Annotated in this window: 28 protein-coding genes; 4 read left to right on the top strand and 24 right to left on the bottom strand. The window is 34.2% G+C overall.

What is annotated here, in order from left to right; all coding sequences use genetic code 11:
- Nucleotides 1-14 precede the first annotated feature (14 nt).
- The 3 genes from NST49_RS11365 to gndA form a co-directional block, all read right to left on the bottom strand.
- Nucleotides 15-1412, bottom strand: a complete 1398-nt coding sequence (locus NST49_RS11365) for a sensor histidine kinase (RefSeq protein WP_341048763.1) — start codon at nucleotides 1410-1412, stop codon at nucleotides 15-17.
- 146 nt (nucleotides 1413-1558) lie between these two features.
- A complete protein-coding gene (locus tag NST49_RS11370) occupies nucleotides 1559-2251 on the bottom strand; it encodes a response regulator transcription factor (RefSeq protein ID WP_023177185.1) in 693 nt (230 codons plus the stop codon).
- 288 nt (nucleotides 2252-2539) lie between these two features.
- On the bottom strand, nucleotides 2540-3973 hold the full coding sequence (gene gndA / locus NST49_RS11375) for an NADP-dependent phosphogluconate dehydrogenase (protein WP_023177183.1): 1434 nt from the start codon (nucleotides 3971-3973) through the stop codon (nucleotides 2540-2542).
- Between the two features lie 280 nt (nucleotides 3974-4253).
- On the opposite strand from gndA, the gene NST49_RS11380 reads away from it, so the two are divergent.
- The 3 genes from NST49_RS11380 to msrA all read left to right on the top strand — a co-directional run bounded on the left by NST49_RS11380 (nucleotide 4254) and on the right by msrA (nucleotide 6138).
- Nucleotides 4254-5210, top strand: a complete 957-nt coding sequence (locus tag NST49_RS11380) for a magnesium transporter CorA family protein (RefSeq protein ID WP_187948683.1) — start codon at nucleotides 4254-4256, stop codon at nucleotides 5208-5210.
- Nucleotides 5211-5256: 46 nt separating this feature from the next.
- The gene (locus NST49_RS11385) at nucleotides 5257-5415 is read left to right on the top strand and encodes a DUF4044 domain-containing protein (protein WP_144080629.1); all 159 of its coding nucleotides are present in this window, start codon (nucleotides 5257-5259) and stop codon (nucleotides 5413-5415) included.
- Between the two features lie 72 nt (nucleotides 5416-5487).
- Nucleotides 5488-6138, top strand: coding sequence for a peptide-methionine (S)-S-oxide reductase MsrA (gene msrA, locus NST49_RS11390; RefSeq protein WP_023177178.1), 651 nt, complete (start codon nucleotides 5488-5490; stop codon nucleotides 6136-6138).
- A gap of 84 nt (nucleotides 6139-6222) precedes the next feature.
- On the opposite strand, the gene recN is transcribed toward msrA, so the two are convergent.
- The 21 genes from recN to NST49_RS11495 all read right to left on the bottom strand — a co-directional run bounded on the left by recN (nucleotide 6223) and on the right by NST49_RS11495 (nucleotide 21413).
- Nucleotides 6223-7941 carry a DNA repair protein RecN gene (recN, locus tag NST49_RS11395; RefSeq protein ID WP_023177176.1) on the bottom strand — a complete coding sequence of 573 codons (1719 nt, stop codon included), beginning with the start codon at nucleotides 7939-7941 and terminating at the stop codon, nucleotides 6223-6225.
- A 34-nt stretch (nucleotides 7942-7975) separates the two neighbouring features.
- A complete protein-coding gene (argR, locus tag NST49_RS11400) occupies nucleotides 7976-8425 on the bottom strand; it encodes an arginine repressor (RefSeq protein WP_023177174.1) in 450 nt (149 codons plus the stop codon).
- A 164-nt stretch (nucleotides 8426-8589) separates the two neighbouring features.
- Entirely contained in the window at nucleotides 8590-9417 is an 828-nt protein-coding gene (locus tag NST49_RS11405; protein WP_023177173.1) for a TlyA family RNA methyltransferase, read from the bottom strand.
- An 18-nt stretch (nucleotides 9418-9435) separates the two neighbouring features.
- Nucleotides 9436-10335 carry a polyprenyl synthetase family protein gene (locus NST49_RS11410; protein WP_023177172.1) on the bottom strand — a complete coding sequence of 300 codons (900 nt, stop codon included), beginning with the start codon at nucleotides 10333-10335 and terminating at the stop codon, nucleotides 9436-9438.
- A 15-nt stretch (nucleotides 10336-10350) separates the two neighbouring features.
- Nucleotides 10351-10587: an exodeoxyribonuclease VII small subunit gene (locus NST49_RS11415; protein ID WP_023177171.1), complete on the bottom strand. Its 237-nt coding sequence runs from the start codon at nucleotides 10585-10587 to the stop codon at nucleotides 10351-10353.
- A complete protein-coding gene (gene xseA / locus NST49_RS11420) occupies nucleotides 10584-11924 on the bottom strand; it encodes an exodeoxyribonuclease VII large subunit (protein ID WP_043945166.1) in 1341 nt (446 codons plus the stop codon). The genes NST49_RS11415 and xseA overlap by 4 nt, the downstream gene beginning before the upstream one ends.
- Nucleotides 11925-11997: 73 nt before the next feature.
- Nucleotides 11998-12867 (bottom strand): bifunctional methylenetetrahydrofolate dehydrogenase/methenyltetrahydrofolate cyclohydrolase, encoded by an 870-nt coding sequence (locus NST49_RS11425; protein ID WP_023177169.1) that lies wholly within the window; start codon nucleotides 12865-12867, stop codon nucleotides 11998-12000.
- A gap of 153 nt (nucleotides 12868-13020) precedes the next feature.
- Nucleotides 13021-13464: a transcription antitermination factor NusB gene (gene nusB / locus NST49_RS11430; RefSeq protein ID WP_023177168.1), complete on the bottom strand. Its 444-nt coding sequence runs from the start codon at nucleotides 13462-13464 to the stop codon at nucleotides 13021-13023.
- Nucleotides 13464-13889 carry an Asp23/Gls24 family envelope stress response protein gene (locus NST49_RS11435; protein WP_023177167.1) on the bottom strand — a complete coding sequence of 142 codons (426 nt, stop codon included), beginning with the start codon at nucleotides 13887-13889 and terminating at the stop codon, nucleotides 13464-13466. The genes nusB and NST49_RS11435 overlap by 1 nt, the downstream gene beginning before the upstream one ends.
- A 54-nt stretch (nucleotides 13890-13943) precedes the next feature.
- Entirely contained in the window at nucleotides 13944-14501 is a 558-nt protein-coding gene (efp, locus tag NST49_RS11440) for an elongation factor P (protein ID WP_023177166.1), read from the bottom strand.
- Nucleotides 14502-14592: 91 nt separating this feature from the next.
- Entirely contained in the window at nucleotides 14593-15657 is a 1065-nt protein-coding gene (locus tag NST49_RS11445; RefSeq protein WP_187948708.1) for a M24 family metallopeptidase, read from the bottom strand.
- Nucleotides 15658-15832: 175 nt separating this feature from the next.
- The gene (locus tag NST49_RS11450) at nucleotides 15833-16192 is read right to left on the bottom strand and encodes a hypothetical protein (RefSeq protein ID WP_023177164.1); all 360 of its coding nucleotides are present in this window, start codon (nucleotides 16190-16192) and stop codon (nucleotides 15833-15835) included.
- Complete coding sequence (gene comGF / locus NST49_RS11455; RefSeq protein WP_341048773.1) at nucleotides 16185-16691, bottom strand: competence type IV pilus minor pilin ComGF; 507 nt, start codon at nucleotides 16689-16691, stop codon at nucleotides 16185-16187. Before comGF ends, NST49_RS11450 begins: the two co-directional genes overlap by 8 nt.
- On the bottom strand, nucleotides 16636-16974 hold the full coding sequence (locus NST49_RS11460; protein ID WP_023177162.1) for a type II secretion system protein: 339 nt from the start codon (nucleotides 16972-16974) through the stop codon (nucleotides 16636-16638). The genes comGF and NST49_RS11460 overlap by 56 nt, the downstream gene beginning before the upstream one ends.
- Nucleotides 16965-17402 carry a competence type IV pilus minor pilin ComGD gene (gene comGD / locus NST49_RS11465; protein WP_023177161.1) on the bottom strand — a complete coding sequence of 146 codons (438 nt, stop codon included), beginning with the start codon at nucleotides 17400-17402 and terminating at the stop codon, nucleotides 16965-16967. Before comGD ends, NST49_RS11460 begins: the two co-directional genes overlap by 10 nt.
- Before the next feature lie 2 nt (nucleotides 17403-17404).
- Nucleotides 17405-17722, bottom strand: a complete 318-nt coding sequence (gene comGC / locus NST49_RS11470; RefSeq protein WP_023177160.1) for a competence type IV pilus major pilin ComGC — start codon at nucleotides 17720-17722, stop codon at nucleotides 17405-17407.
- Nucleotides 17719-18777 carry a competence type IV pilus assembly protein ComGB gene (gene comGB / locus NST49_RS11475; protein ID WP_023177158.1) on the bottom strand — a complete coding sequence of 353 codons (1059 nt, stop codon included), beginning with the start codon at nucleotides 18775-18777 and terminating at the stop codon, nucleotides 17719-17721. The genes comGC and comGB overlap by 4 nt, the downstream gene beginning before the upstream one ends.
- On the bottom strand, nucleotides 18731-19492 hold the full coding sequence (locus tag NST49_RS11480; RefSeq protein WP_341048777.1) for an ATPase, T2SS/T4P/T4SS family: 762 nt from the start codon (nucleotides 19490-19492) through the stop codon (nucleotides 18731-18733). Before NST49_RS11480 ends, comGB begins: the two co-directional genes overlap by 47 nt.
- Before the next feature lie 13 nt (nucleotides 19493-19505).
- Nucleotides 19506-19799, bottom strand: a complete 294-nt coding sequence (locus tag NST49_RS11485; protein WP_341048779.1) for an ATPase, T2SS/T4P/T4SS family — start codon at nucleotides 19797-19799, stop codon at nucleotides 19506-19508.
- Nucleotides 19800-20053: 254 nt separating this feature from the next.
- Nucleotides 20054-20779 carry a YebC/PmpR family DNA-binding transcriptional regulator gene (locus NST49_RS11490; RefSeq protein WP_023177155.1) on the bottom strand — a complete coding sequence of 242 codons (726 nt, stop codon included), beginning with the start codon at nucleotides 20777-20779 and terminating at the stop codon, nucleotides 20054-20056.
- Between the two features lie 103 nt (nucleotides 20780-20882).
- Nucleotides 20883-21413: a VanZ family protein gene (locus tag NST49_RS11495; RefSeq protein ID WP_023177154.1), complete on the bottom strand. Its 531-nt coding sequence runs from the start codon at nucleotides 21411-21413 to the stop codon at nucleotides 20883-20885.
- A 212-nt stretch (nucleotides 21414-21625) separates the two neighbouring features.
- Here NST49_RS11495 and NST49_RS11500 point away from each other — a divergent pair, with 212 nt between their 5' ends.
- Nucleotides 21626-23437, top strand: coding sequence for a M3 family oligoendopeptidase (locus NST49_RS11500; RefSeq protein ID WP_341048783.1), 1812 nt, complete (start codon nucleotides 21626-21628; stop codon nucleotides 23435-23437).
- Nucleotides 23438-23441: the final 4 nt, after the last annotated feature.

A 23441-nucleotide genomic window follows, 5' to 3' on the forward strand; every position in this document is an offset into this window, starting at 1 on the left:
AGCAGGTCTTTTTTTTACACCTCATCTTTGTAAATAGGCAAAGTTATTCTGAAAATTGTTCCATAATCTAGGACACTCTCTACCGTAATGCTTCCGTTGTACCCAATTAACAATTCTTTTGCAATTGCTAAACCAAGTCCATTTCCACCTTTATGTCGGCTACGAGCTTTGTCAATGCGATAGAAACGATTAAAAATCTTCTCTGCATCTTCAGGAGTCATCCCTTCACCAAAATCTTGAATAGCAATTTGAACTTCTCTATCATCAGTTGCAACTGAGATGTGCACTTCTTTACGATCAGTAGAATATTTTACTGCATTATCCAATAAAATAACTAAAATCTGTTCAAGATGATTGCGATAAATCGATACATAAAGCTCTTCAAAAATGTCATCATCTAGATTGAACACAAAGTCAGGATGAATCATTTTAAAATTGTTGTAGGTTTGCTGAATAATCGGCTTAATAGCTGTTTTTTCATTCTTATAATGAATTTCTACTTGTTCAGCTCTAGACAAGTCTAACATCTCTTGAACTAGACTTTTCATTCTTGTAATTTCTTGTAGCGATGCAGAAAGAGACTCATCTAATATCTCAGGATCATCTTTTCCCCATCGGTCTAATAACTTTAAGTGTCCTTCCATAACTGCGACAGGAGTCCTTAATTCATGTGAAACATCTTCTACAAATTGTTTTTGCTGTTCTATATATTTTTGCATTTTATCTAACATATCGTTAAATACAATGGAAAGATGGTCTAATTCATCGTTGCCTTCATCAACTTCAATTCGAGAGGTGGATGAAGTATCTTGTCGAAGATCATTCATTGTATTTGTAATATTTTTTATTGGTTTCAAAAAATTTAATGCCAATAAATAACCTAAAATTCCACTAAATATCAGCGCAGCAAAACCCATAGCTACCAAACTAATAATGGTAACTTCAATCATATTATGGTAATCAGCCATTCCGTCAATCACTTGGACATAACCAATGATTTGTTTTGTTTCATCGGAAATAACAGGCGTAACTCCATAATAACCTTCTTCACCATTTACATTTATCATTTTTATAACTGGTTCCGAGCTTACTTCAAAAGGAAAATCCCCTAATTTTGACTCAAAAAGTAATCGTGATGACGGAGTATAGACTCGTACGATTACATCTTCTTCATTCATTTTAGCGTACAAAGAATCTTCGTAATTTCCAGAATCTTCAAAAGTTGCATTTCGTTGATCATATTCTCCTATTAATTCCATAGCATCCGGAAAGTATGAAGGATGGAAAGCAGAATATACCGTTGACTTTGATAATGAGGTTGAATCACTATCCGTTATCTTATTCTCATCTGCCAAACGGGTGGAAGATCCAAATAAAATTTCTCTGAAATTTTCTTCTTCTTGTGTAAACATAATTTGTCTGAAACCTACAAAAATAGCAACAGAAAAAATAGAAAATGTTAAAAAAATGGCTAGAGTGGCTCCAATTGTCCACTTCCATTTTAATGAAAGCCGTCTTCTTTTTCTTCTTTCCTTTTTTCTGTTATAAAATGAGAGTTTCACGAACGCATCACATATCCTGTACCGCGAACAGTTTGAATATAACTGTCAACATTTGGAACATCAATTTTATTTCTTAAGTAACGGATATAAACATCTACTACGTTTGTTTCAACTTCTGTTTCATATCCCCATACTTTATTCAATAAAACATCACGTGCTAATACAACGTTCACGTTTTCCATTAATTCTAATAACAATTCGTATTCACGTTTTGTTAATTCAATAACTTCATCACCACGACGGACAACTCTGTTTTCTTTTTCAACTGTTAAATCTCTATACGTTACAGTCGTTTGTTTTGTAATGTTTTGTTCACTTTCAATTTCTATCCGACGGAACAAAGCGCGCAAGCGTGCTAATAATTCTTCAATGGCAAATGGTTTAACAATATAATCATCTGCACCATGGTCTAAACCAGATACCCGATCAATAACTGAATCTCTCGCAGTCATCATAATAATAGGTACATTGCTAACTTGTCTAATACGACGACAAACATCTATTCCATTTAATTCCGGTAACATTAAATCTAATAAAACTACATCCCAATGTGCATCTTCTGCAACTGCTGCTTCTAATCCTGTACGCCCATTGTAACGAACTTCTGTTTCATATCCTTCATGTTTTAATTCAAGTTCTACAAAACGAGCCAGATTTTTTTCATCTTCAATAATTAAAATTTTATTCATTATATTGTACACCTGCTCCTCTAAAATCGCTATTTTTATCTTTTTCGCTCTTGTTAAGATACCATGATAAAAGGTTTTTCACAATCAATTTTTAATGTGTCCGTTATCATTTTACCATAAATTAGAATTAAATGAGAACTTTGAAACTTGGATTTTAGAATTTCTTAAGCAAATAAACAGTTGTCTATTATCTTTATTACGTTACTATTTTTTTCCTTTGATCCAAAAAAAAATAAAGGCTGGACAACAATCGTCTCAACCTCTATTTTTATTTAAAAGAATAACCGATTAAAGTTGTTCTTCTCCTTCGTTACCGTACCAGTCAAAGTGGAACGTTCCAGCTTTATCTGTTCTTTCATAAGTGTGTGCTCCGAAATAATCACGTTGAGCTTGAATGATATTTGCAGGCAAATCAGCTGTACGATATGAATCATAATAAGCTATTGCAGAAGAGAACGTCGGGATAGGCACACCTGATTTGACAGCGATACCAATAATATCACGAACAGAGTCTTGGTAATTTTTTGTGATATCCATAAAGTACTCATCTAACATTAAGTTTTTAAGATCTGCATTGCGATCGTAAGCATCTGTAATTTTTTGTAAGAAACGAGCACGAATAATACATCCGGCGCGGAAAATTTTTGCGATTTCCCCATATTGTAAATTCCAGTCATATTCTTCACTAGCTGTGCGCATTTGGGCGAACCCTTGAGCATAACTCATGATTTTACTAAAGTATAAAGCTTGTCTGATTTTTTCAACCAATTCAGCTTTATCTCCATCAAATGAATAACTAGCTGGTTTCGGTAAAACCTTGCTTGCTTCAACACGTTCTTCTTTTAATGCTGAGATATAACGTGCAAAAACAGATTCTGTAATCAATGGTAGTGGTACACCTAAATCTAATGCACTTTGTGATGTCCATTTACCTGTACCTTTATTTCCAGCACGATCTAAAATGATGTCGACCATTGGTTTTCCAGTTTCAGGATCTTTTTTAGTTAAAGCTGTTGCTGTGATTTCAATTAAGAAACTATCTAATTCGCCTTTGTTCCATTCAGCAAATACTTCAGCTATTTCTTCAACTGATAAACCTGCAACATTACGTAACAAGTGATAAGATTCAGCAATCAATTGCATATCGCCATATTCGATACCATTGTGGACCATTTTAACGTAATGACCTGCTCCATTTGGTCCGATATAAGTAACACAAGCTTCACCGTCTTCAGCTACAGCAGCAATTTGTTCAAGGATAGGTGCAACTAAGTCATATGCTTCCTTTTGTCCCCCAGGCATAATAGCTGGTCCTTTTAATGCGCCTTCTTCTCCACCGGAAACTCCTGTTCCAATAAAGTTCACACCTGATTCAGCCAATTCTTCACTACGACGAATCGTATCTTTAAAGAAGGTATTTCCTCCGTCAATCAATACATCGCCCTTATCAAGATGCGGCAATAAAGATTGGATGGTTGCATCCGTTCCTTTACCTGCTTGTACCATTAATAAAATACGTCTTGGTTTTTCAAGAGAATCTACAAACTCTTCAACTGTACGAGTCAATACTAATTTTTTACCTGGGTTTTCTGCAATAACGGCTTCTGTTTTAGAAGTAGTTCGATTATAAACAGATACAGTATAACCTCTGCTTTCAATGTTTAAAGCCAAGTTTTTCCCCATAACAGCCATTCCAACTACACCAATTTGTTGCTTACTCATATTTATTTAAACTCCCTTCAATTAAAACTGATTTTATTTAAATAGTATTTCTTCTTTCTTTACTATCCTAGCAAAAAAAGGAAGAAATTAAAAGTTGTTTCCTTTAATATACCTACTTAAAAAAATATTTTATATACTGTTTAACTAAACTACATCACTTTCCCTTTAATTAACCTCTCTTTTTATCTTTTTCATTCCAAATTAGTGTACACTAGGTAATAAGGTGGTCTTTACTTCTTAGTTGTATTTTCTATTAATTTTATTTTAAGGAGCGTTTGCTATGATTCAGTCCTATTACACTACAAAACAAGGTAAAATTACTCATGACATCGATTTTACTCATGCGGAATGGTTACACCTTTCTGATCCAACAGATGATGAAATTGATGGAGTTGTTAAACATTTCGGTTTTCCAAAAGATTATCTTTCAAGTGTGCTAGATCCAGATGAAGTTTCAAGATACGAAAATTTAGAAATGAAAGAAAGTGAAAGTTCTTCGTTAGCCATGTTTCTTTATCCATTAAAGGTAGATGATGGCTTAAGCGACAGCGAATACATTACGAGGCCTTTAGCTGTAATCTTAACAGCTAATACTATTATTACAGCAACTGTCCAAACACCCGATTTCATTTCAAATATGATTACAAATAAACCTAACTATCCAAGTGATAGTACTAACCAAGAACGCTTTTTACTAGATATAGCTTGGCATATTTCTTCTGATTACATTTCTTATTTAAAAGAAATCAATTATAAAATCGAAAAATTAGAAGATACTTTAACAAAAACAACAAATAATCGACAACTTTTTTCTTTAATGGCTCTACAAAAAAGTTTAGTTTATTTTGATACTGCGATTGAAAGCAATCATCCAATCTTTAAACGGCTAAAAAATATTGAGCGTTTCAATCAAAATAAAAAAAGTCTTTCTTTTTTACACGATGTAGTTGTAGAAAATCAACAAGCCGAAGCTATGATTAAACAATCCAATCAAATGCTTGAACAAATCAGTGCTATTTTCTCTTCTGTGATTTCTAATAACTTAAACAACATTATGAAAGTTTTAACTTCAATCACAATTGTTTTAACGATTCCCAATATTATTGGAGCACTTTGGGGGATGAATGTTTCTTTACCATTTGAAGATACACCGGGAGCTTTTTGGATACTTTGTTTGATTAGCCTTATTATCTGCTTAGTAACGGTATGGATGTTACGAAAAAAAGACTATTTTTAATCCCCTATTGATTCTTTTGTATTATTTGGTGTAAAATGTAAGAAATATGCGTACGAAAGTGGGGGATCACATCGTGGCTTCAAAAAATAAAAAATCAGTTTCTAAAACACAACGCTTTACAAAAGTTTTTGTTTGGATCATGCTAATAGCAATGTTAGGCTCTGGATTTATAACTGTCCTCTATACATTAGTTACTATGAATTAAAGTTCACCACATTAAACGAGTATGCAAATCGTTTAATGTGGTTTTTATTTTTAAATTTGGAGGTTTACTGTTATGACAAATTTTAATAGACAATCAAACACTATTCAAACTGCTACATTTAGTATGGGCTGTTTTTGGGGGCCAGATAGTCGATTTGGTCAATTACCAGGAGTGATACGAACTCGTGTGGGATATGCAGGTGGAACCACGCCTGACCCTATCTATAAATCCATGGGAGACCATACCGAAACTTTAGAAATTGATTTTGATCCTGAGGTTATTCATTACTCAGATATTTTGACTTTGTTTTGGGATAGTCATGACGCTGCTAAAGATCGCAATTATAAAGGACGACAGTATCTTTCTTTGCTTTTCTATCATGACACTGAACAACAAAAGGTTGCTAATCAAGTCAGAGAAGACTGGGAAAAGAATCACAGTAAAAAAATACAAACCGAAATTCTTCCATATACTCATTTTTATCGAGCCGAAGATCGTCACCAAAAATATTTTTTGAAACGTTACCCTAAAGCTCTCGAAGCAGTATCTGCTCTTTTTCCAACGTATACTGATTATATTGATTCTACTATTGCTGCACGTCTAAATGGTTTTGTTCGAGAATACGGTCTATTAGCAGATATCAAAAAAGAATTGGACTTTTGGGGATTAAATGAAAATGAAAAGTACATTTTAAAGGACTTGCTTCATACCATTCGGTGGTAAGACTAATTATGGATAGATCTCACATAAAAATGATCCTGCAATCGATCAGACTAAAAGTCCAATCGATTGCAGGATCATTTATTTTCAACTAATTTGTTTCTGTTTTTGTCTTTCTGTTTTAGCTAACACGGTTAATTCCTTCGCATGCTCTAAAGTCAGTTTTGTAATTTCAGTTCCAGCTAACATTCGCGCAATTTCTTCTATCTTTTCTGCAGTTTCCAAAGCATTTACATGCGTTTTTGTTCGATCATTTTCAATGCTTTTAGAAATGTATAAATGATTATCTGCCATCGCTGCCACTTGAGGCAAGTGTGTAATACATAGAACTTGTGAATGGACTGCAACCATATAGATCTTGTTTGCAATAGCTTGTGCAACTCGTCCACTAACCCCTGTATCCACTTCATCAAATATAATGCTGGTAATGCCTTGTGATTTTGAAAAAATAGTCTTCATGGCTAGCATCATTCGAGACAATTCTCCTCCAGATGCCACTTTAGCTAATGGTTTTAACGGTTCACCCATATTTGTAGCAATATAAAATTCTACTTCATCAAAACCAGATTCATGTGCTCCTTCACTCGAAAAAGTTGCTACTGTTTTGAAAAACTGAACTTCAAATACAACTTTTTCCATATACAATTCTTTAAGCTGTTCATGAATGGATTGTTCTATGTCTTTAGCTACTTTTCGACGCTTTTTAGAGAGTTGACTGCCTCGTTTGACCAATTCTTCCGATAAACGAGCTAACTCATCCGTCATATTCGTCAAATGGTTTTCCCGATTCAAGATTTGTTCTAGTTCTGCCGCGATTTTTTCATAATAACTTTTAATTTCTCCGATGGAATCACCATATTTTCGTTTCAATTGTTTAATGATCTCTAATCTTTTTTCAATTTCATTTAACCGATCTTCATCATAAGCCATTTGATCGAGTTCTCTTAAAATATCGCTAGCTGCTTCTTGAAGTTGAAAATAGCTGCTTGATATGGCTTCTGATAAGTTTTTAAATTTATCATCTATGTCTTCCAAAGAACTCATTTCAGTCATAGCATTTCCAATCAAATCGATTCCATTTACGTCATCACCTTGCAATACGTCATAACTGATAGACAACGCTGACATAATTTTTTGGTAATTTAATAACAAGTTCTTTTCTTCAAGTAATTCTTCTTCTTCTCCATCGAGAAGTTCAGCCATTTCAATTTCATTTGTTTGATATTGCAGCATATCTAACCGTTGAGCTAATTCTTGTTCTCCATTTTGCCACTTATCATAAGCTTTTTTTACCTGTCTATAGCGCGTATAGGTTTCCTGATAACTTTTCTTTAGCAAGAATAGTTCTTTATCGCCAAATTGATCTAACATACTCAAATGGCGTTCTGGATTCATTAATTCTTGGTGCTCATTTTGACCATGAATATCAATAATCGATTCTCCAATCAAACGCAAAATGGCTATTGTTACTAGACGACCATTAATGCGACAAACACTTTTTCCACTGCGATGGATATCTCGTTGGATAATTACCGTATCTTCATCGCTGTCGATGCCATAAGTTTTTAGCAATTCATATGTTCCGGGATTTCCATCTAATGAAAATAAGGCTTCTAATACACATTTAGTTGCACCATGGCGGATAAATTCACTAGATCCTCTTCCTCCAGCAAGTAATCCAACAGCATCAATAATAATCGATTTTCCTGCTCCTGTTTCACCAGTTAAAACAGTCATACCACGGTTAAAACTAAGATTTAAATCCTGGATGATAGCAAAATCCTTAATGGTTAATTCTTGAAGCACTGTTTTTCACCTCCAATACTTCTTTCTTCATACCTTAAATTAATTGTATAAAATGATTTTTCAACTGTAGAGCTTCTTCATGTGAGCGACAAATAATAAGCACTGTATCATCTCCTGATATAGCTCCAAAGACACTATCAAAATTAGATGTGTCTATCAAACTTCCAAGTGCAAAAGCATTTCCAGGAATGGTTCGAATGAGCAGAAAACAATCTTGCGTGTCCATTGAAACAAAGGCATCTTTAAATAAACGTTCCAACTTTTTAGATGTATCGTACTGTATATCAGGGGGCAAACTATATTGGTAGCCTCCTGATTGTGAAGGAACTTTAACCAATTGAAGTTCTTTGATGTCCCGTGAAATCGTTGCTTGGGTTACCTCTATACCTCTTTCTTCTAATATACGTACAAAATCTTCTTGTTTTTCAATAACATTTTCTTTAATCAACTCTTGTAGTAAATGGTGACGTTCTCTCTTTTTCATGTTTCCACCTCATTTTCATAACCACTATTATTCATTTAATACTCTTATCATAGCGTACTTATTTCAGATAGAAAAGAAAAAAGTAAAAGAATTTAGAACAAAAAAAACACTAGAAATTTAAAAAAATACGAATGCACCCTATTTAACAGGTACATTCGTTGATGTTATTTTTTTTCGGTTTTTAATGTTGCATAAGCTTCGGTTAAAACCATTTGTATGTCTACGGCTTTAGACAAATCACCAGTCGTTTTATCGTTCCATTTTAAATGGGCTAGGAACTCGATATTCCCTTCTCCACCTGTTATAGGAGAAAAAGTCAAATTCAAAACATCGTAACCAATACTTGTAGCAAAAGAAAGCATATCGGTCAGCACTTGTTCATGAACCGACTTATCGCTCACGATTCCTTTTTCGCCTACGTCATCGCGATGTGCTTCAAACTGAGGTTTGATTAAAGCCAAAATATCTCCATCTGAAGCAATAATGTTTTTTAAAACTGGCAGAATCACTCGTAACGAGATAAACGACACATCAATTGAGGATAAATTAGGTCTACCTTTTGAAAAATCTTCTGGTTTGCAATACCTGAAATTCGTCTGTTCCATTACAACTACTCTTGGATCTTGGCGAAGTTTCCAAGCCAATTGATTCGTACCGACATCCAAAGCATAACTTAGTTTGGCACCATGCTGCAATGCTGCATCTGTAAATCCGCCAGTAGAAGAACCAATATCTAACATAATTTTATCTGTTATAACTACATCAAAAACTTCCATTGCTTTTTCTAATTTGAATCCTCCACGACTTACATAACGAGAATGTTTTCCTTTTAATTGTAATTGCGTGTCAAATGCTATTTTTTCTCCTGCTGTATCAATTCGTTCCTCTTTTGTGTTGTACACTTGGCCAGCCATAATCATGCTTCTTGCTTTCTCAACAGACTCTGCAAGGCCTTGTTTGACTAAGAGAGTATCTACTCGCTCTTTTTTCATGTAACGGCTCCTATCTTCTTAATCGATTACCAAAAGATCAATCATTTCTACTAATAAGTTAATTTGAACTGGCTTATCTGAATTTTTGCTGATTTGCTCTACATTTTTCAACTTATCTTTTGCAGCTGCCAATTCATGATTTAAAGCAGCTTTAGCTCCTTCAAGTGTCAATAAACCAGGGTAAGTACTTTTATTATGCTCTTCATCCATACCAGTATTTTTACCTAATTCTTCTACATGTCCAACAACATCTAAAATATCGTCACGAATTTGATAAGCCAATCCTAGATGTTCAGCATACTCCATCAATTGTTCTTCTATTTCAGGTAATGCTTCAGCAATGACGCATGCTGCGTAAATAGGAAATTTTAACAATTCACCCGTTTTGTTTTTATGAATGAATTGAAGTTCTTCTAAACTTAATTCTTTTTCCTCACCTTGAATGTCTGCCATTTGTCCCAAAATCATACCATCTGGACCTGCTGATTTGGCTAAAGCTAAAATTAATTTCACTTTTTTCTCTGGTTCATCATCTGAAGCGGCAATAATTTCAAAAGCTTGTGTTAACAAAGCATCTCCCGCTAAAATCGCGATATCTTCACCATAAACAATATGATTGGTTGGTTTTCCTCTACGTAAATCATCATCATCCATAGCTGGAAGATCGTCATGGATCAAAGAATACGTATGAATGAACTCTAAGGCAGCACTAACAGCATACCCTTTTTTCTGATTGCCTCCCAGTGAATGGATCGTAGCTAAAAGAAGCAACGGCCGTATTCTTTTTCCACCTGCAGCTAAAGAATAAGACATAGCTTCATGTATTTGTTCTTTTTTAGTTAAATCTTTTCCAATGTAATCCAACATTTCTTTTTCAAATGAAGGGATTTCTTTTTCTCTAAATGACTGCAAATCCATCATTGACCTTCTTTCTTAATCCAACTCACTATTTTCTTCAAATAATTTTTCATTTCCATTTTCGTCTACGATCTTAGTTAGTGTTTGCTCAGCATTTTGTAAAGTTTCTTTACAAAATTTGCTTAAACTTACCCCTTTTTGGAATTGATCTAAAGCCTCTTCTAATGGAACATCTCCACGTTCTAAATTGGTTACGATCTCTTCTAATTGTTGCATAGCTTCTTCAAATTTCAATTTTTTCTCTGTACTCATTTGGATTCCTCATCTTTCTTTATCACTTTTGCTTCAAAATTTCCTTTGTGTAAGTGGATGTGTATCTTGTCTTCTACTACAACTTGATTGCTGTTTTTGATAACTTTTCCATCTTTTGTTGCATAACTGTAGCCCCGGTTCATGATTTTTAACGGACTTAAATAATCCAGCGACTGGACAGCGTAGTGAAATCGTTTGTTTTGATTTTCCATATACCATTCCATTTGTGTCGTTAATTGTCGGCTCAATCCATTTAAGTCGTTGTATTTTTGTTTGACCAGTTGTGTTGGGTTTTGTGCATTTAACTGCAGCATGTGTACGTTAAGATCATTTTTTAATTGCTGATTTTTTTCTTCCATTGCTCGAACGAGTCTTTCAGTTAAAAGATCCAATTTTTGGGCATATCCTTCATACAGTCTTTGTGGCTGATTGAATATATAAGAATTTAATTGGCTACTTAAACGTTGATTCAATATTTCGACTTTTCGAGCATAACTTTGAACAAGTCGCAACTTTAATTGATCAATTTTTATCAACTCATCGGACAATAATGGTACAGAAAGTTCAGCTGCTGCAGTAGGAGTTGCTGCACGCACATCTGCTACTAAGTCAGCAATAGTTGTATCCGTTTCATGGCCCACAGAAGAAATGATCGGTGTTTGAGCTTCGAATATAGCTCGTGCAACTTTTTCCTCGTTGAATGGCCACAGGTCTTCAATCGAACCTCCACCACGCGCAATAATTACAGTATCAAAGTCTCCTTTTTCTTCCACCATCCGGATACTCGATACAATTGCATCTGCAGCTTTATTTCCTTGAACAAGGGTTGGATATACCACCAATTGTACAATAGGAAAGCGTCTTTTAATTGTAGTCATAATATCTCTTACAACAGCACCACTTGGACTCGTTACAACTGCAATTCTTTTAGGAAAAGTTGGAATCAATTGCTTTGGAGTATCGAAAAGACCTTCAGCTTTTAACTTTTTCTTCATTTCTTCTAAAGCTTGATACAGAGCACCAACTCCATCAGGCTCCATATGTTCAATCGTTATTTGATAATTCCCACTTGCTTCGTATAACGAAATTCGTCCAATGACTAGTACTTTCATTCCTTCTTCAGGAGTAAACTTTAATTTTTGAAAAGCAGGCTTAAACATGATAGCAGAAATTTTTGCATGATCATCTTTTAAACTAAAATATTGATGTGCATTTGGTCTATTTCTAAAGTTAGAAATTTCTCCTGTCAAATAGATTCTTTCCAAATATGGATCACGTTCAAATTTTCGTTTAATGTATCTAGTCAATGCGGTGACCGTCAAGTAATCATTTGACACTTTATTCACTCCTCTTAGCAACATTGCATCTTTATTAATGTCTTTTACTATACCAGTTCTCTTTTCCTTTATTCTACAGTTTCTCTGTTGACAATGCAGCGAACTTTTTTGCACTTTCAATCGTTTGATACAATAGCATCGTAATGGTCATAGGACCTACACCTTTTGGCACTGGTGTTAAGTAGCCAGCAACTTCAGCTACTTCATCGCTTTTTACATCGCCAATCAGCTTTCCATTTTTATCACGATTCATTCCTACATCAATAACGGCAGCACCTGGTTTAATAAAGTCTTTCGTAACAAAGTGTCCTTTACCCATGGCTACGACTAAAATATCAGCTGTACGAGCTAATTCAGGCAAATCTTTCGTTCTAGAATGAGCAATCGTCACTGTTGCATTTCTCATCATTAAAAGCTGCGCCATGGGTTTTCCAACGATATTGCTACGTCCTATAACTACTGCTCTTTTTCCTTCAATCTCAACTTGATAACGATCTAGCATTTTTATGATTCCATAAGGTGTACATGGTATTTTATCTGGTTGTCCTATCAGTAATTTGCCCATATTTATTGGATGAAAACCATCGACATCTTTCATTGAGTCAATCGCATTTACTATTTTATCTGAATCAATTTGTTTTGGTAAGGGCAATTGAACCAGTATTCCATGAAACGAAGCATCTTCATTATACCGTTGAACTTCATTTAACAATTCTTCTTCTGTTATAGTTGATGGATAACGTTTAATAAGCGAATGAAAGCCCAACGCTTTTGCACGCTTTTCTTTATTTCTTACATAAGTTTGACTTGCAGGATCTTCACCAACTAATAGTACAACTAAACCTGGAGTTAGCCCTTGTTCTTTTAGTTTGTTGACGTCCTCTTGCATCTGAATCGTCATTTCATCGGCTAATGTTTTGCCACTCATGATTATTGCGCTCATAAAGAATCCCGTCCTTTTCTTCTCAATTAAGGCTAGTTGATTTTACCTTATCTATCTTATCATAAGAAAACCAACAGATATACCCTCAAATCTTGATCACTTTTGTTTTTAGTAAAGCTCGTCTTAATTACAAAAAAACAGTAAAAACAAAGCTTATTCAGCTTCATTTTTACTGTTTTCGTTTACAATGTTCGCTAAAACACCATTAACAAATTTTCTAGATTTTTCATCACTATACTTTTTAGTAATTTCGAGAGCTTCATTTAGTGCAACTCTGTCCGGTACATCTGAAACGTACATCATTTCAAAGATTGCTACTCGAATGATAATTAAATCAGTTTTAGCAAGTCGATTTAATGACCAATTCTCTAAATGAGCTTTGATTTTTTCATCTATTTCATCTTGTTTTTCCAGTACACCTGTTACAAGCAGGTCCAAATAGCTTGGTACTTGAACGGTTTCCACTTCATCAACTAATTCATCTTCACTGGTTAAGGCTTGTTGCATTGCATCTTCCTTAGACAATTCATCATTAGCTGAAAGTTGGAAAAGAGACTGTAAAGCTTTTTCTCTAATATCGCGTCGTGTTAAACTCACTATTCGTCACCATCTTCTTCATCATCAAGATCTAATAATTCTTGTAATTCTGTTTTTTCTGGAACAATTCCAACAATATGAACATTTACTTCAGCTAATGTTATATCTGTCATTTGAAGTAATTGTTCTCTTACTTTCTCTTGGATCTCTAAAGCAACTTTTGGTACTGAAACGCCGTAAATAAAGTAACAATAAATGTCTACTTTTAAACCATCTTCATCAGCTGTTAAATGCACACCTTTTTTGTGGTCTACACGTCCAAACAACTCTGAAACACCAGAAGAAAGTTTTCCTTGCATTGCGTAGACGCCTTCTACTTTATTCGCAGCAATACCGGAAATAACTTCAATTACCTCAGGAGCTACTTCAATTTCTCCAAGTGTACCTTTAGTCTCATTAATTGCAACTGTTGATTCTTCAGCCATAAGGCAAACCTCCTCTATTAACTAAATTTCATTTAACTAAAAGAAATCAAATGATTATGCACGTGATACATATGATCCATCTTGAGTATTGATGATCAATTCATCATCTACATTTACAAAGAAAGGAACGTTAACGGTTGCTCCAGTTTCTAAGGTTGCTGGTTTTGTTCCGCCTGAAGAAGTATCTCCGCGAATACCTGGTTCAGTTTCAGCAACACGTAATTTAACTGTATTTGGTAATTCAACACCTAATACTTCTGTATCATACATTAAAATATGAACTTCCATATTTTCTTTTAAATATTTCAATTCTTCAACAATTGAATCTCCTGGTAATTCAATTTGTTCATACGTTTCATTATCCATGAATACATAAGAACCGGCACTTTCATATAAATATTGCATTTTATTATTATTGATTTGAGCCTTAGCTACTTTTTCGCCTGCACGGAAAGTTTTTTCTTGTACTGCACCAGAACGCAAGTTTTTAAGTTTTGAACGCACAAAGGCAGCACCTTTACCTGGTTTTACATGTTGAAAGTCCACAACACGCCAAATTGAGCCGTCAAATTCGATTGTTAATCCTGTTTTAAAATCATTTACTGAAATCATTTCATTTCCTCCTATGAGTCCGTTCCTATTTTCTGTATAAGTGTATCATTTTTTCATGATTCTGCCTAATAAATTATAGATTTAAATACTGTTATAAAATGATAAGTTCTTTTGGAGAATGAGTAATCACTTCGTTCCCTGTTTCAGTGATAATCAAATCGTCTTCGATTCTTACTCCACCAAATCCTGGAAGGTAAATTCCTGGTTCATTCGTAATCACATTCCCTGGCACAAATAATTTTTCTGCTAGTCTAGAAACATTTGGTCCTTCATGGATTTCTAATCCAATTCCGTGACCAGTTGAATGTCCAAAAGCTTCTCCATAACCATAACTTGCAATATGATCCCGTGCAATAGCATCTAATTGAACACCTGACATTCCTGGTTTAGCTGCGTCAATCACTTTTAATTGTGCTTCAAGTGTAATAGCATAGATTTCTTTCAACTTTTCACTTGGTTCCCCTACAGCAATTGTTCTAGTCATATCAGAAACATAGCCTTCATAATAGCAACCGAAATCAATCGTTACAAAGTCTCCAGTTTCAATTTTTTTAGGACTAGCAACTCCATGAGGCATTGCTGAACGGACTCCACTAGCTACAATTGTTTCAAAAGAAACACCGGTTGCTCCTAAGCCACGCATATGAAAATCTAATAAGTTAGCTACTTCGATTTCTGTCATTCCAGGTTTTATTTCACCTAAGATAAAATTGAATGCTGCATCAGAAATAGAACAAGCTTTTTTGATTATTTTGATTTCTGCTTCCGTTTTAACTTCTCTAAGCTCTTCCATCAGTCCTCTTATTGGAATCAATTCACTAGAAATAATTTGTTCCAATAATTCATAAGTACTAAAAGTTACAAAATCTTGTTCAAAACCTAATGCTTCAATACTATTTCCATCTACTATTTTAGCTACTTCATCGAAAATAGGTCCTGCATTTGTAACAATTTCAAATCCTACTGCTTGAGTTGCCACTTGTTCAGTGTATCTAAAATCCGTTACAAAGTATGCTTTATCTAGCGTAATCACACTCAAACCAGTTGTTCCCGTAAAATTGGATATATAACGTAAATTATAAGGGCTAGTCACTAATAATGCATCTATCCCTCTTTTTTTCATGCCTTCGCGTAACTTACTTAGTTTAGTCACTATTCTTCGCCCCTTCTCTTATATGTACCTGCGCACTAGTTATTTAGCTGCTACTGTTTCAATTATTATATCAAATAGAACCATAAAAAGAAATAACCCCACTTAAGACGCCGTGAAGTTATTCCTTATTTATTTTACTAAATAGATTACAGATGTGGGCAATCCAGTATATTTCCATCTATTCATCTGTATTTTCTATACTTTCAGTAGACTTTTTTTCCAGTTGAACTGTTAGCTGTTTTGAAAAAATATTTTTAAGTTTCCCTTCCAAATTGAATGTATTATCTCCTTTTTTTTGAATAGTTACCGTTCCATCAGTAAATAATACGGTCCCTTTTTCTAAATTTTTATTTAAATCAAGTTGGCTATTGAGTTCCATTTTTGAAAGGATCAGCATACTCTCAACTTCATAATAGTGTTTTGTCATTCTTAATTGGTTCATTTGATTCTTGAAAATTTGATTAGTTCCTAAAAGGGCAACACTCATAAGCAATACAAAAATCATTACTGACGGCAGTACAGCTCCTTTTTCATTCATTTTGAACACCTTCTAAGTTATTCTCGATAGATATTTGTGCATGATAGGTTTCTTGGTTCAAAAAGGTTACGGTTATTTCTACAAATGAATCGTTTTGGCTAAAATCAATGGATTTGACTTTCATCAACATAGGATGGTACCCCCCAGATCCAGTTCGACGTCTGACCATTTCATAGTACCGTTCATAATAAATCGTTTCTTTGAGTTCTCCTTTTTCATCTAGCACTTTAAACTGAAGCTCATTAGATTTTGCTTTCACAAAAATTAAACCTTCAAAACTATAGTCCAGTTGATTCAAAAACATATGCCACTCAAGCTGTCGATCTTCAAAAGTTTGCTTGCGTATGGAATGGTATTGTGTCGTTACAAAGCTTAAAAGAGAAATACATAGCATTAAAATAAATAAAGCTGCTAAAGCTTCTAATAGCGTAAAACCTTTTTGATTAAGGATTGGATTTTTGAAAAGAAAGGATTTCAGTAAAAATTTCTTCTTCTCCATATTTTATCCTTACTCCCTTTTGAGTAGTAGTGGTTGCTTGTTCAATCGTAAATACTTTTCCTCCGGTCTCCCATATTTTATCAATCGGTTGTTGCTGTTCGATTTTTTGTAGTTGTTCATACTGGATACGGTACATTTCAACAGCTGTTTTTTCAGCATCAACTTTTTTTAACATACCTACTACAAATGGAAGATAAATAACAATGCATATACTTAAAATAGAAAATGCTACTAAACTTTCAATCAACAAATATCCTTTTTGGTTTATTTTTTTTATTGCCATTTATAACGGCCACTTCCTAACTGAAATGTCATAGTGTGTCTTTCATTATTTATAAAAAAAACTAATGTATCAAAATTACGTAAATTCCCACTATACGCATTAAAATGATAAACTTTATATGTAGGAGTGGTGACTGTCTCAGGTAAGTAAATCACTCCATTCAGTTCATTCTGTTCATCATCAATAACTCTAAATTGAATCGACTTGTGTTGAGATGACACAATCATTGCGGTTACTTCTCCAGACAAAACAGCATAGTTTTGAATAGCTGTTAGTTGGCTTTGTAATTCTTCAACAAATAATTGATTTTCTAAATGAATTTTAGTTTGCTTAGTATATATTGTTGGAATGAATAGTAATGCAGCTGCAATGAATAGAACAAGGACCAACTCAACCAGCAACATCCCTTTTTCATCTAACTCTCTCATTATTATTTACTCGAACTCACAATACCATTTGTGATACTAATCGATTTAGCTGTTGCTTGTTTAACTTGTTTAGCAGATAAATAACCCTGACTTTCCAAAGCAGAAAAGGTAGCGGCTTCTGTATGACCGTCCAATTCATATAGTTCAACTTGAGTTTGAATGACTGTCACTAAGGCTTCTGTACCTTGAGTGTCAATTTGATTTTTTTGTTTTACTACGTTTGGAACAATAAGCAGCATCAATACTGAAATGATAAAAAGAACCATAACCATTTCAATTAGTGTAAAACCTTTTTGATTCAATTTCTCTTTACATCTCATAGAATCTCCTCCATCATCGTAAACGTCGGTAATAATAACGCTAAATAAACACACATAATAAAAAAAGCAATCACTAAAAAAATAATCGGTTGAATCCAACTAAAGATTTTCTGTATCTTATCCATTAATCTTAATTGACAATCTTTTGCATATACTGCTAATTCTATTCCTAAACGACTAGTTGCTTCACCATGCATAATAATAAATCCAAGTTCACTATTAAAAAAGGTGAACTTGCTCATTGATTCTTTAAAATTAAGTCCTTTTCTCAATTCTTTTTCAATTTCATTCGCAACCTCTTGCATAAGCTGAGTGGTTTCTTTTGTTTGCATTAATTCAATAATTTTATTCATTTGTAGTCCACTTTTTAACAACTGGCTCCATTCATAACTAAATAAATTTGTATAATACAGTCTTAGCATTGCAGAAAGAAGAGGAATCTTCATAAAAAAAGCAGTACGTTGAATGGCAGTACGTTTTCCTAATTGATTTTTGATAATCAGAGTGCTTAAACACACTACTAGAGAAATTATTCCTAATAATGTAGGGAAGTGATAGATAAAACCAATCGCAATATTATTGATACTAGATCCATTTGTTGCATTCATTTGTTCAAAGTTAGGCAATATCATAACTCGAATAGCCATTAAAATACCAATCATAAAAACCAATAAAAATAACGGGTACTGCAATAATTTTGTTAACTGACCTTGTTGCTTTGCTTTTTCTTCCAAGTAGCTTCCACTTGCCGCTAGAGCTTCTGTCAAATTGCCATGAATAAAAGATAAATAAATTTGAGCAGAAACTCGATCAGGAAAACCTTGCTTTTTTATGCTACTATCGAAACGTTCCCCTTCTTCCAATTCTTCTAAAACAGCCTGAATCCAGTGTTTTTCTTTTGGTAAGATCATTTGTAAAAATAGTAAAGACTCTCTTAACGAAAAGCCTTCTGCCATCAAGGAAGATAATTTTATTAAAAAAGATGCTTGAACAGCTGATGATTTTTTTTTACGGAATCTGAAAGTGAATAAAGTTTTGTTCAGTAATGTAGCCATATGCATACGCCTTTCTTAACAACAAATTAAAAGACCTAGTTTGTTTTCTTTGAATTTCTTCTTCCGTTTTTATCTGAGCGAGATATTGTTTCAGTTCTTTTCGCGAAAAAACCTCATATAAAACGGCTCTCTTTTCGTATATACGCATGTGTCCACATGAGGGAACACAATCACCGTTACAAAAAGAGCAATACCTTGGAATCAACTTTTGAAATATTACTCCAAGTAATGTTTGTTTTAATTGTTCTTGTGTTACTCCCAATTCCAATAAGCGAGAAATGACCCCTACAGTATTCTTTGCATGTACACTAGCAATAATTAAATGACCGGTCAAAGCTCCTCTTATCACCATTTTTGCCGTCTCATCATCTCTAATTTCACCAATAATAATTGTATCTGGATGATGTCTTAAACTAGATTTTAATAATGTTTCATACGTAATTCCCGCTTTTTCATTTACTTGCGTCTGTAAAAACATTGGTTCATCAATTTCCACAGGATCTTCAACGGTAATTACTTGTTGTTTGTTTTTATGATAACTTTCACGAACAAGCTGATACATGGTTGTAGTTTTCCCTGATCCTACAGGTCCTGAAAAAATAAGCAGCCCACTATTAAACTGAGCCAAGCTCTCTATTAACTTGACTTCTTTTTTAAAATAAGCTGTCTTTGATAAAGATAAGTTTACGGTTTGATTTAATATTCTTATGACCATAGATTCTTGCGTTCTAAAATTGGTTATAGTTGAAAAACGAAGTGCTATATTTTTTTCCTTGAACCATTAATTGTGCTGCTCCACTTTGCGGCTTTCTCCTCTCTCCAACGTCCATATTTGATAAATATTTAAAATAAGATATAAATCGTCTGCCTTCTTCATCTGGTATTGCATTCCAAAAACACAATTTCCCTCCAATTCGAAAATAAAAATGGTATTGCTTCTCTTCAGGCAAAATATGTATATCGCTAGTTCCTACTTCTTGGGCTTTTGAGATGACATATTGTGTAAATTCTTCAATTTCCAATTTTCTTCTCCTTCCCAGATAGCTCTTGTTAGTGTTCTTATTTAAACTATGTGCAATTAACCCTGTATTTCGTTATTCTTTTATCTTTTTACTCTATTGAACTTTGTAATGTTTTTTCAAAATGAATCATTGCTAGTTTCTATTGCATTCTTCCTCAAAAGGATAATTATTTTTTCAAAAATTAAAAAGACAGCAGTGCTATCCAATTGGATATGGCACTGCTGTCTTTTCAGTTTATAATAAGATTTTAACGTTTATAATTCAGCGTTGTGGAAGACTTCTGACACATCATCGTCTTCTTCAAGTTTATCAATCATTTGATTGAATAAAGCTTTTTTATCTTCTGGTAATTCAACGGTTGTTTGTGGAATCATGGTTACCTCTGCTTGTGCTAGTGTATAGCCTTCTTTTTCTAAAGCATCACGCACATCTGGTAAATCAGAAGGATCAGTATAAATTTCAAATACTTCATCTGATGTTTCCATTTCATCTCCGCCAGCTTCTAAAACACTCATCAACATCGTGTCTTCATCTACATCTAAACCTTCACGTTCAATGGCAATGTAGCCTTTACGGTCAAACATGTAGCTAACAGAACCTTTTTCACCTAATGAACCACCATTTTTATTAAAAGCGACACGGACATTCGTTCCTGTACGATTTAAGTTGTCAGTCAAAGTGTGCACCAAAACAGCCGTTCCTTTTGGACCATAACCTTCATAGATCACTTCATCATAATTTTCATTTTCACCAGTTGCACTGCCTTTTTTTATAGCACGTTCAACATTATCATTTGGCATATTATTCGATTTAGCTTTGTCCATAACCATACGCAACGAAGGATTTATGCTCGGATCAGGTCCACCACTTTTCACAGCCATGTAGATTTCTCTTGATATTTTTTGGAATACTTTTCCGCGTTTTGCATCTTGTGCATTTTTACGCCCTTGAATATTGCTCCATTTTGAATGTCCTGACACTCCAAACTCCCCATTTCATAGTATAAGTGTAATTAGCTAGAATAAATAGCCCTACTTATTTTATCAAAAAACCTGATATAGAGCAACTATTCGCCAGTATTAGTTACCGTGTTACCCTTTTAAATGAAGGGTTGATTTTCTTCTTTTTATAAAAGAATAGGAAAAAAATCAAAGCTAACAGAATGCTTGTTAAAGCCCCTGTTGCATCTAAGATCACATCTTCCATTAATGGAGTCCGATCTGGCGTAATACTTTGATGAAACTCATCAAAAGCAGCATATCCAGATGCTAGCAACCAAGAGACAAAAGCGGCTAGCCCCATACTCGTCATTTTATTTTTCAATCCTAAAAACCAACACAGCCCTAATAAAAAATAAGTTCCAAAATGAGCTAATTTTCGAATGAAAAATTCCACAAAAGAACTATACCCTTGTGCTGCAATACTTACTTCACTGCCGGCATAATTAAAGTGGATCAGACTTAATACATTTTTCAAAGGTTCCTTAGCTAGAATTTCATCTAATACACCTGTCAATGATTGGTCGGTGTAAGGTTGTGAAGAACTATAAAATAACACCATCATAATTACAATAGCAAGTGCAATAAATAAATTGTCTTTTACTGTTGAGCGCATCTGTACTTTCCTTCTTTCACGACTATTTTATCTAACTTTACTCAATGCTTAGCTAGATCGATTGGTTCTATTTTAACCTATCTTAAATTACTTTTGGTATTTATTTTCAACTCCTACTTACGGTTTATTATTATTTGTTTAATAACACGTTTTAAAACTGCGGCAAACTAGAGTATAATGAATTTATTCAAACCTAGAAAGGAAGTTATTATATGAAATACAGTATGAAATGGGATCTTGATTCCGTTTTCCCTGGTGGAAGCAGTTCGCCCCAATTAAAAGAAAAATTAGCACTTATTCGTGAACAACTAGATGAGTTGTCTGCACTCATTAAAAAGTGGGACACAGAAAAAGACAGTCCAGCATTTAAAAATCTTGAGTCTATTTTACTCGTTCAAGAAAAATTGACGAAAGGCCTTTCTCAAGTCTTTACCTTTGTAGAAGCTGTTCAATCTGCAGATGTTGCAGATAAACAAGCTGGAGCAGTTTTTGGTCAAGTATTTGAATTAAGCAGCGCTTTTAGTACTCTTCAAACAATTCTTACTAAAAAAATGGTTGCCATACCAGATGACATTTGGAATAAAATAATTGAACTTCCTGCTTTTAAAGAAATTGAGTTCAGTTTAAATGAAACTCGCACACAAGGAAAGGAATTGTTAAGTGAAGCAGAAGAAGCTCTGATCAACGCACTTTCTATTGATGGTTTCCAAGGATGGAGCGATCACTACGATTCACTTGTAGCTACTATCGAGATTCCTTTTGAAGACAGTGAAGGACATATTCAACGTCTATCTGCTGGACAAGCCTACAACAAAATGAATACTGATCCAGACGCAAAAGTCCGTGAACAATTATTCGAAAAATGGGAAGAAACTTGGGGCAACATGGCTCCTTTATTCAGTGATACGCTAAATCATTTAGCAGGTTTCCGTTTGGCTGATTATAAAGCTCATGGTGTGAAAGATTACTTGAAACGTCCATTAGAATACAACCGGATGAAACAAGAAACACTAGATGCTATGTGGAAAGCCGTTAGTGACCATAAACAACCATTTGTGGATTACTTAAAGCGCAAAGCTCAATTGCTTGGAAAAGACAAATTATCTTGGCAAGATACTGAAGCACCTGTAATGATTGGAGATGCTGAAGCTAAAGTGTATCCTTATGATGAAGGTGCTGATTTCATTGTAGAAAATTTCCGTAAATTCAGTGAGAAAATGGCTGATTTTGCTCAATATGCTTTTGATCACAGTTGGATTGAAGCCGAAGATCGCGGTGGAAAAAGGCCTGGCGGTTATTGTTCAGAATTGCCAGAAAGTAAAGAATCACGGATTTTCATGACTTATGCCCAATCTCCAAGCGAAGTATCGACATTAGCTCACGAATTAGGTCATGCTTTTCATAGTCATGTCATGACGGATCTTCCAACGCTTAATCAACAATATGCTATGAATGTTGCTGAAACAGCCAGTACTTTTGCGGAACTTATTATAGCTGATGCAACAGTTAAAGAAGCTGCTTCAAAAGAAGAAAAAATCACTTTATTAGATACGAAAATCCAAAATGCTTTAGCTATGTTTTTAAATATCCATGCTCGTTTCTTATTTGAAACTCGCTTTTATGCTGAACGTCAAAATGGTATTGTAACAGATGAACGTCTTGGTGAGTTGATGGAAGAAGCTCAAAAAGAAGCTTATCAAGACTCATTAAGCAACTACCATCCTCATTTTTGGGCAAGTAAACTTCATTTCTTTATTGCTGATGTTCCTTTTTACAATTTCCCATATACTTTTGGGTACTTGTTTAGTCTAGGTATCTATGCTCGTTCATTGGAGGAAGGTTCTAGCTTTGAAGATGACTACATTGCTTTGCTGAGAGATACTGCCTCTATGTCTACAGAAGATCTAGCGATGAAACACTTAAATGTTGACTTAACTAAACCCGACTTTTGGGAAGATGGTATTGCGATCATGAAAAACGATGTGGATACTTTTATGGAATTGACTCAAGAATTTATTAACTAACAAG

Origin of the sequence: Carnobacterium sp. FSL W8-0810 (genome assembly GCF_038007125.1) — a bacterium.
Taxonomy (GTDB): domain Bacteria; phylum Bacillota; class Bacilli; order Lactobacillales; family Carnobacteriaceae; genus Carnobacterium_B; species Carnobacterium_B inhibens.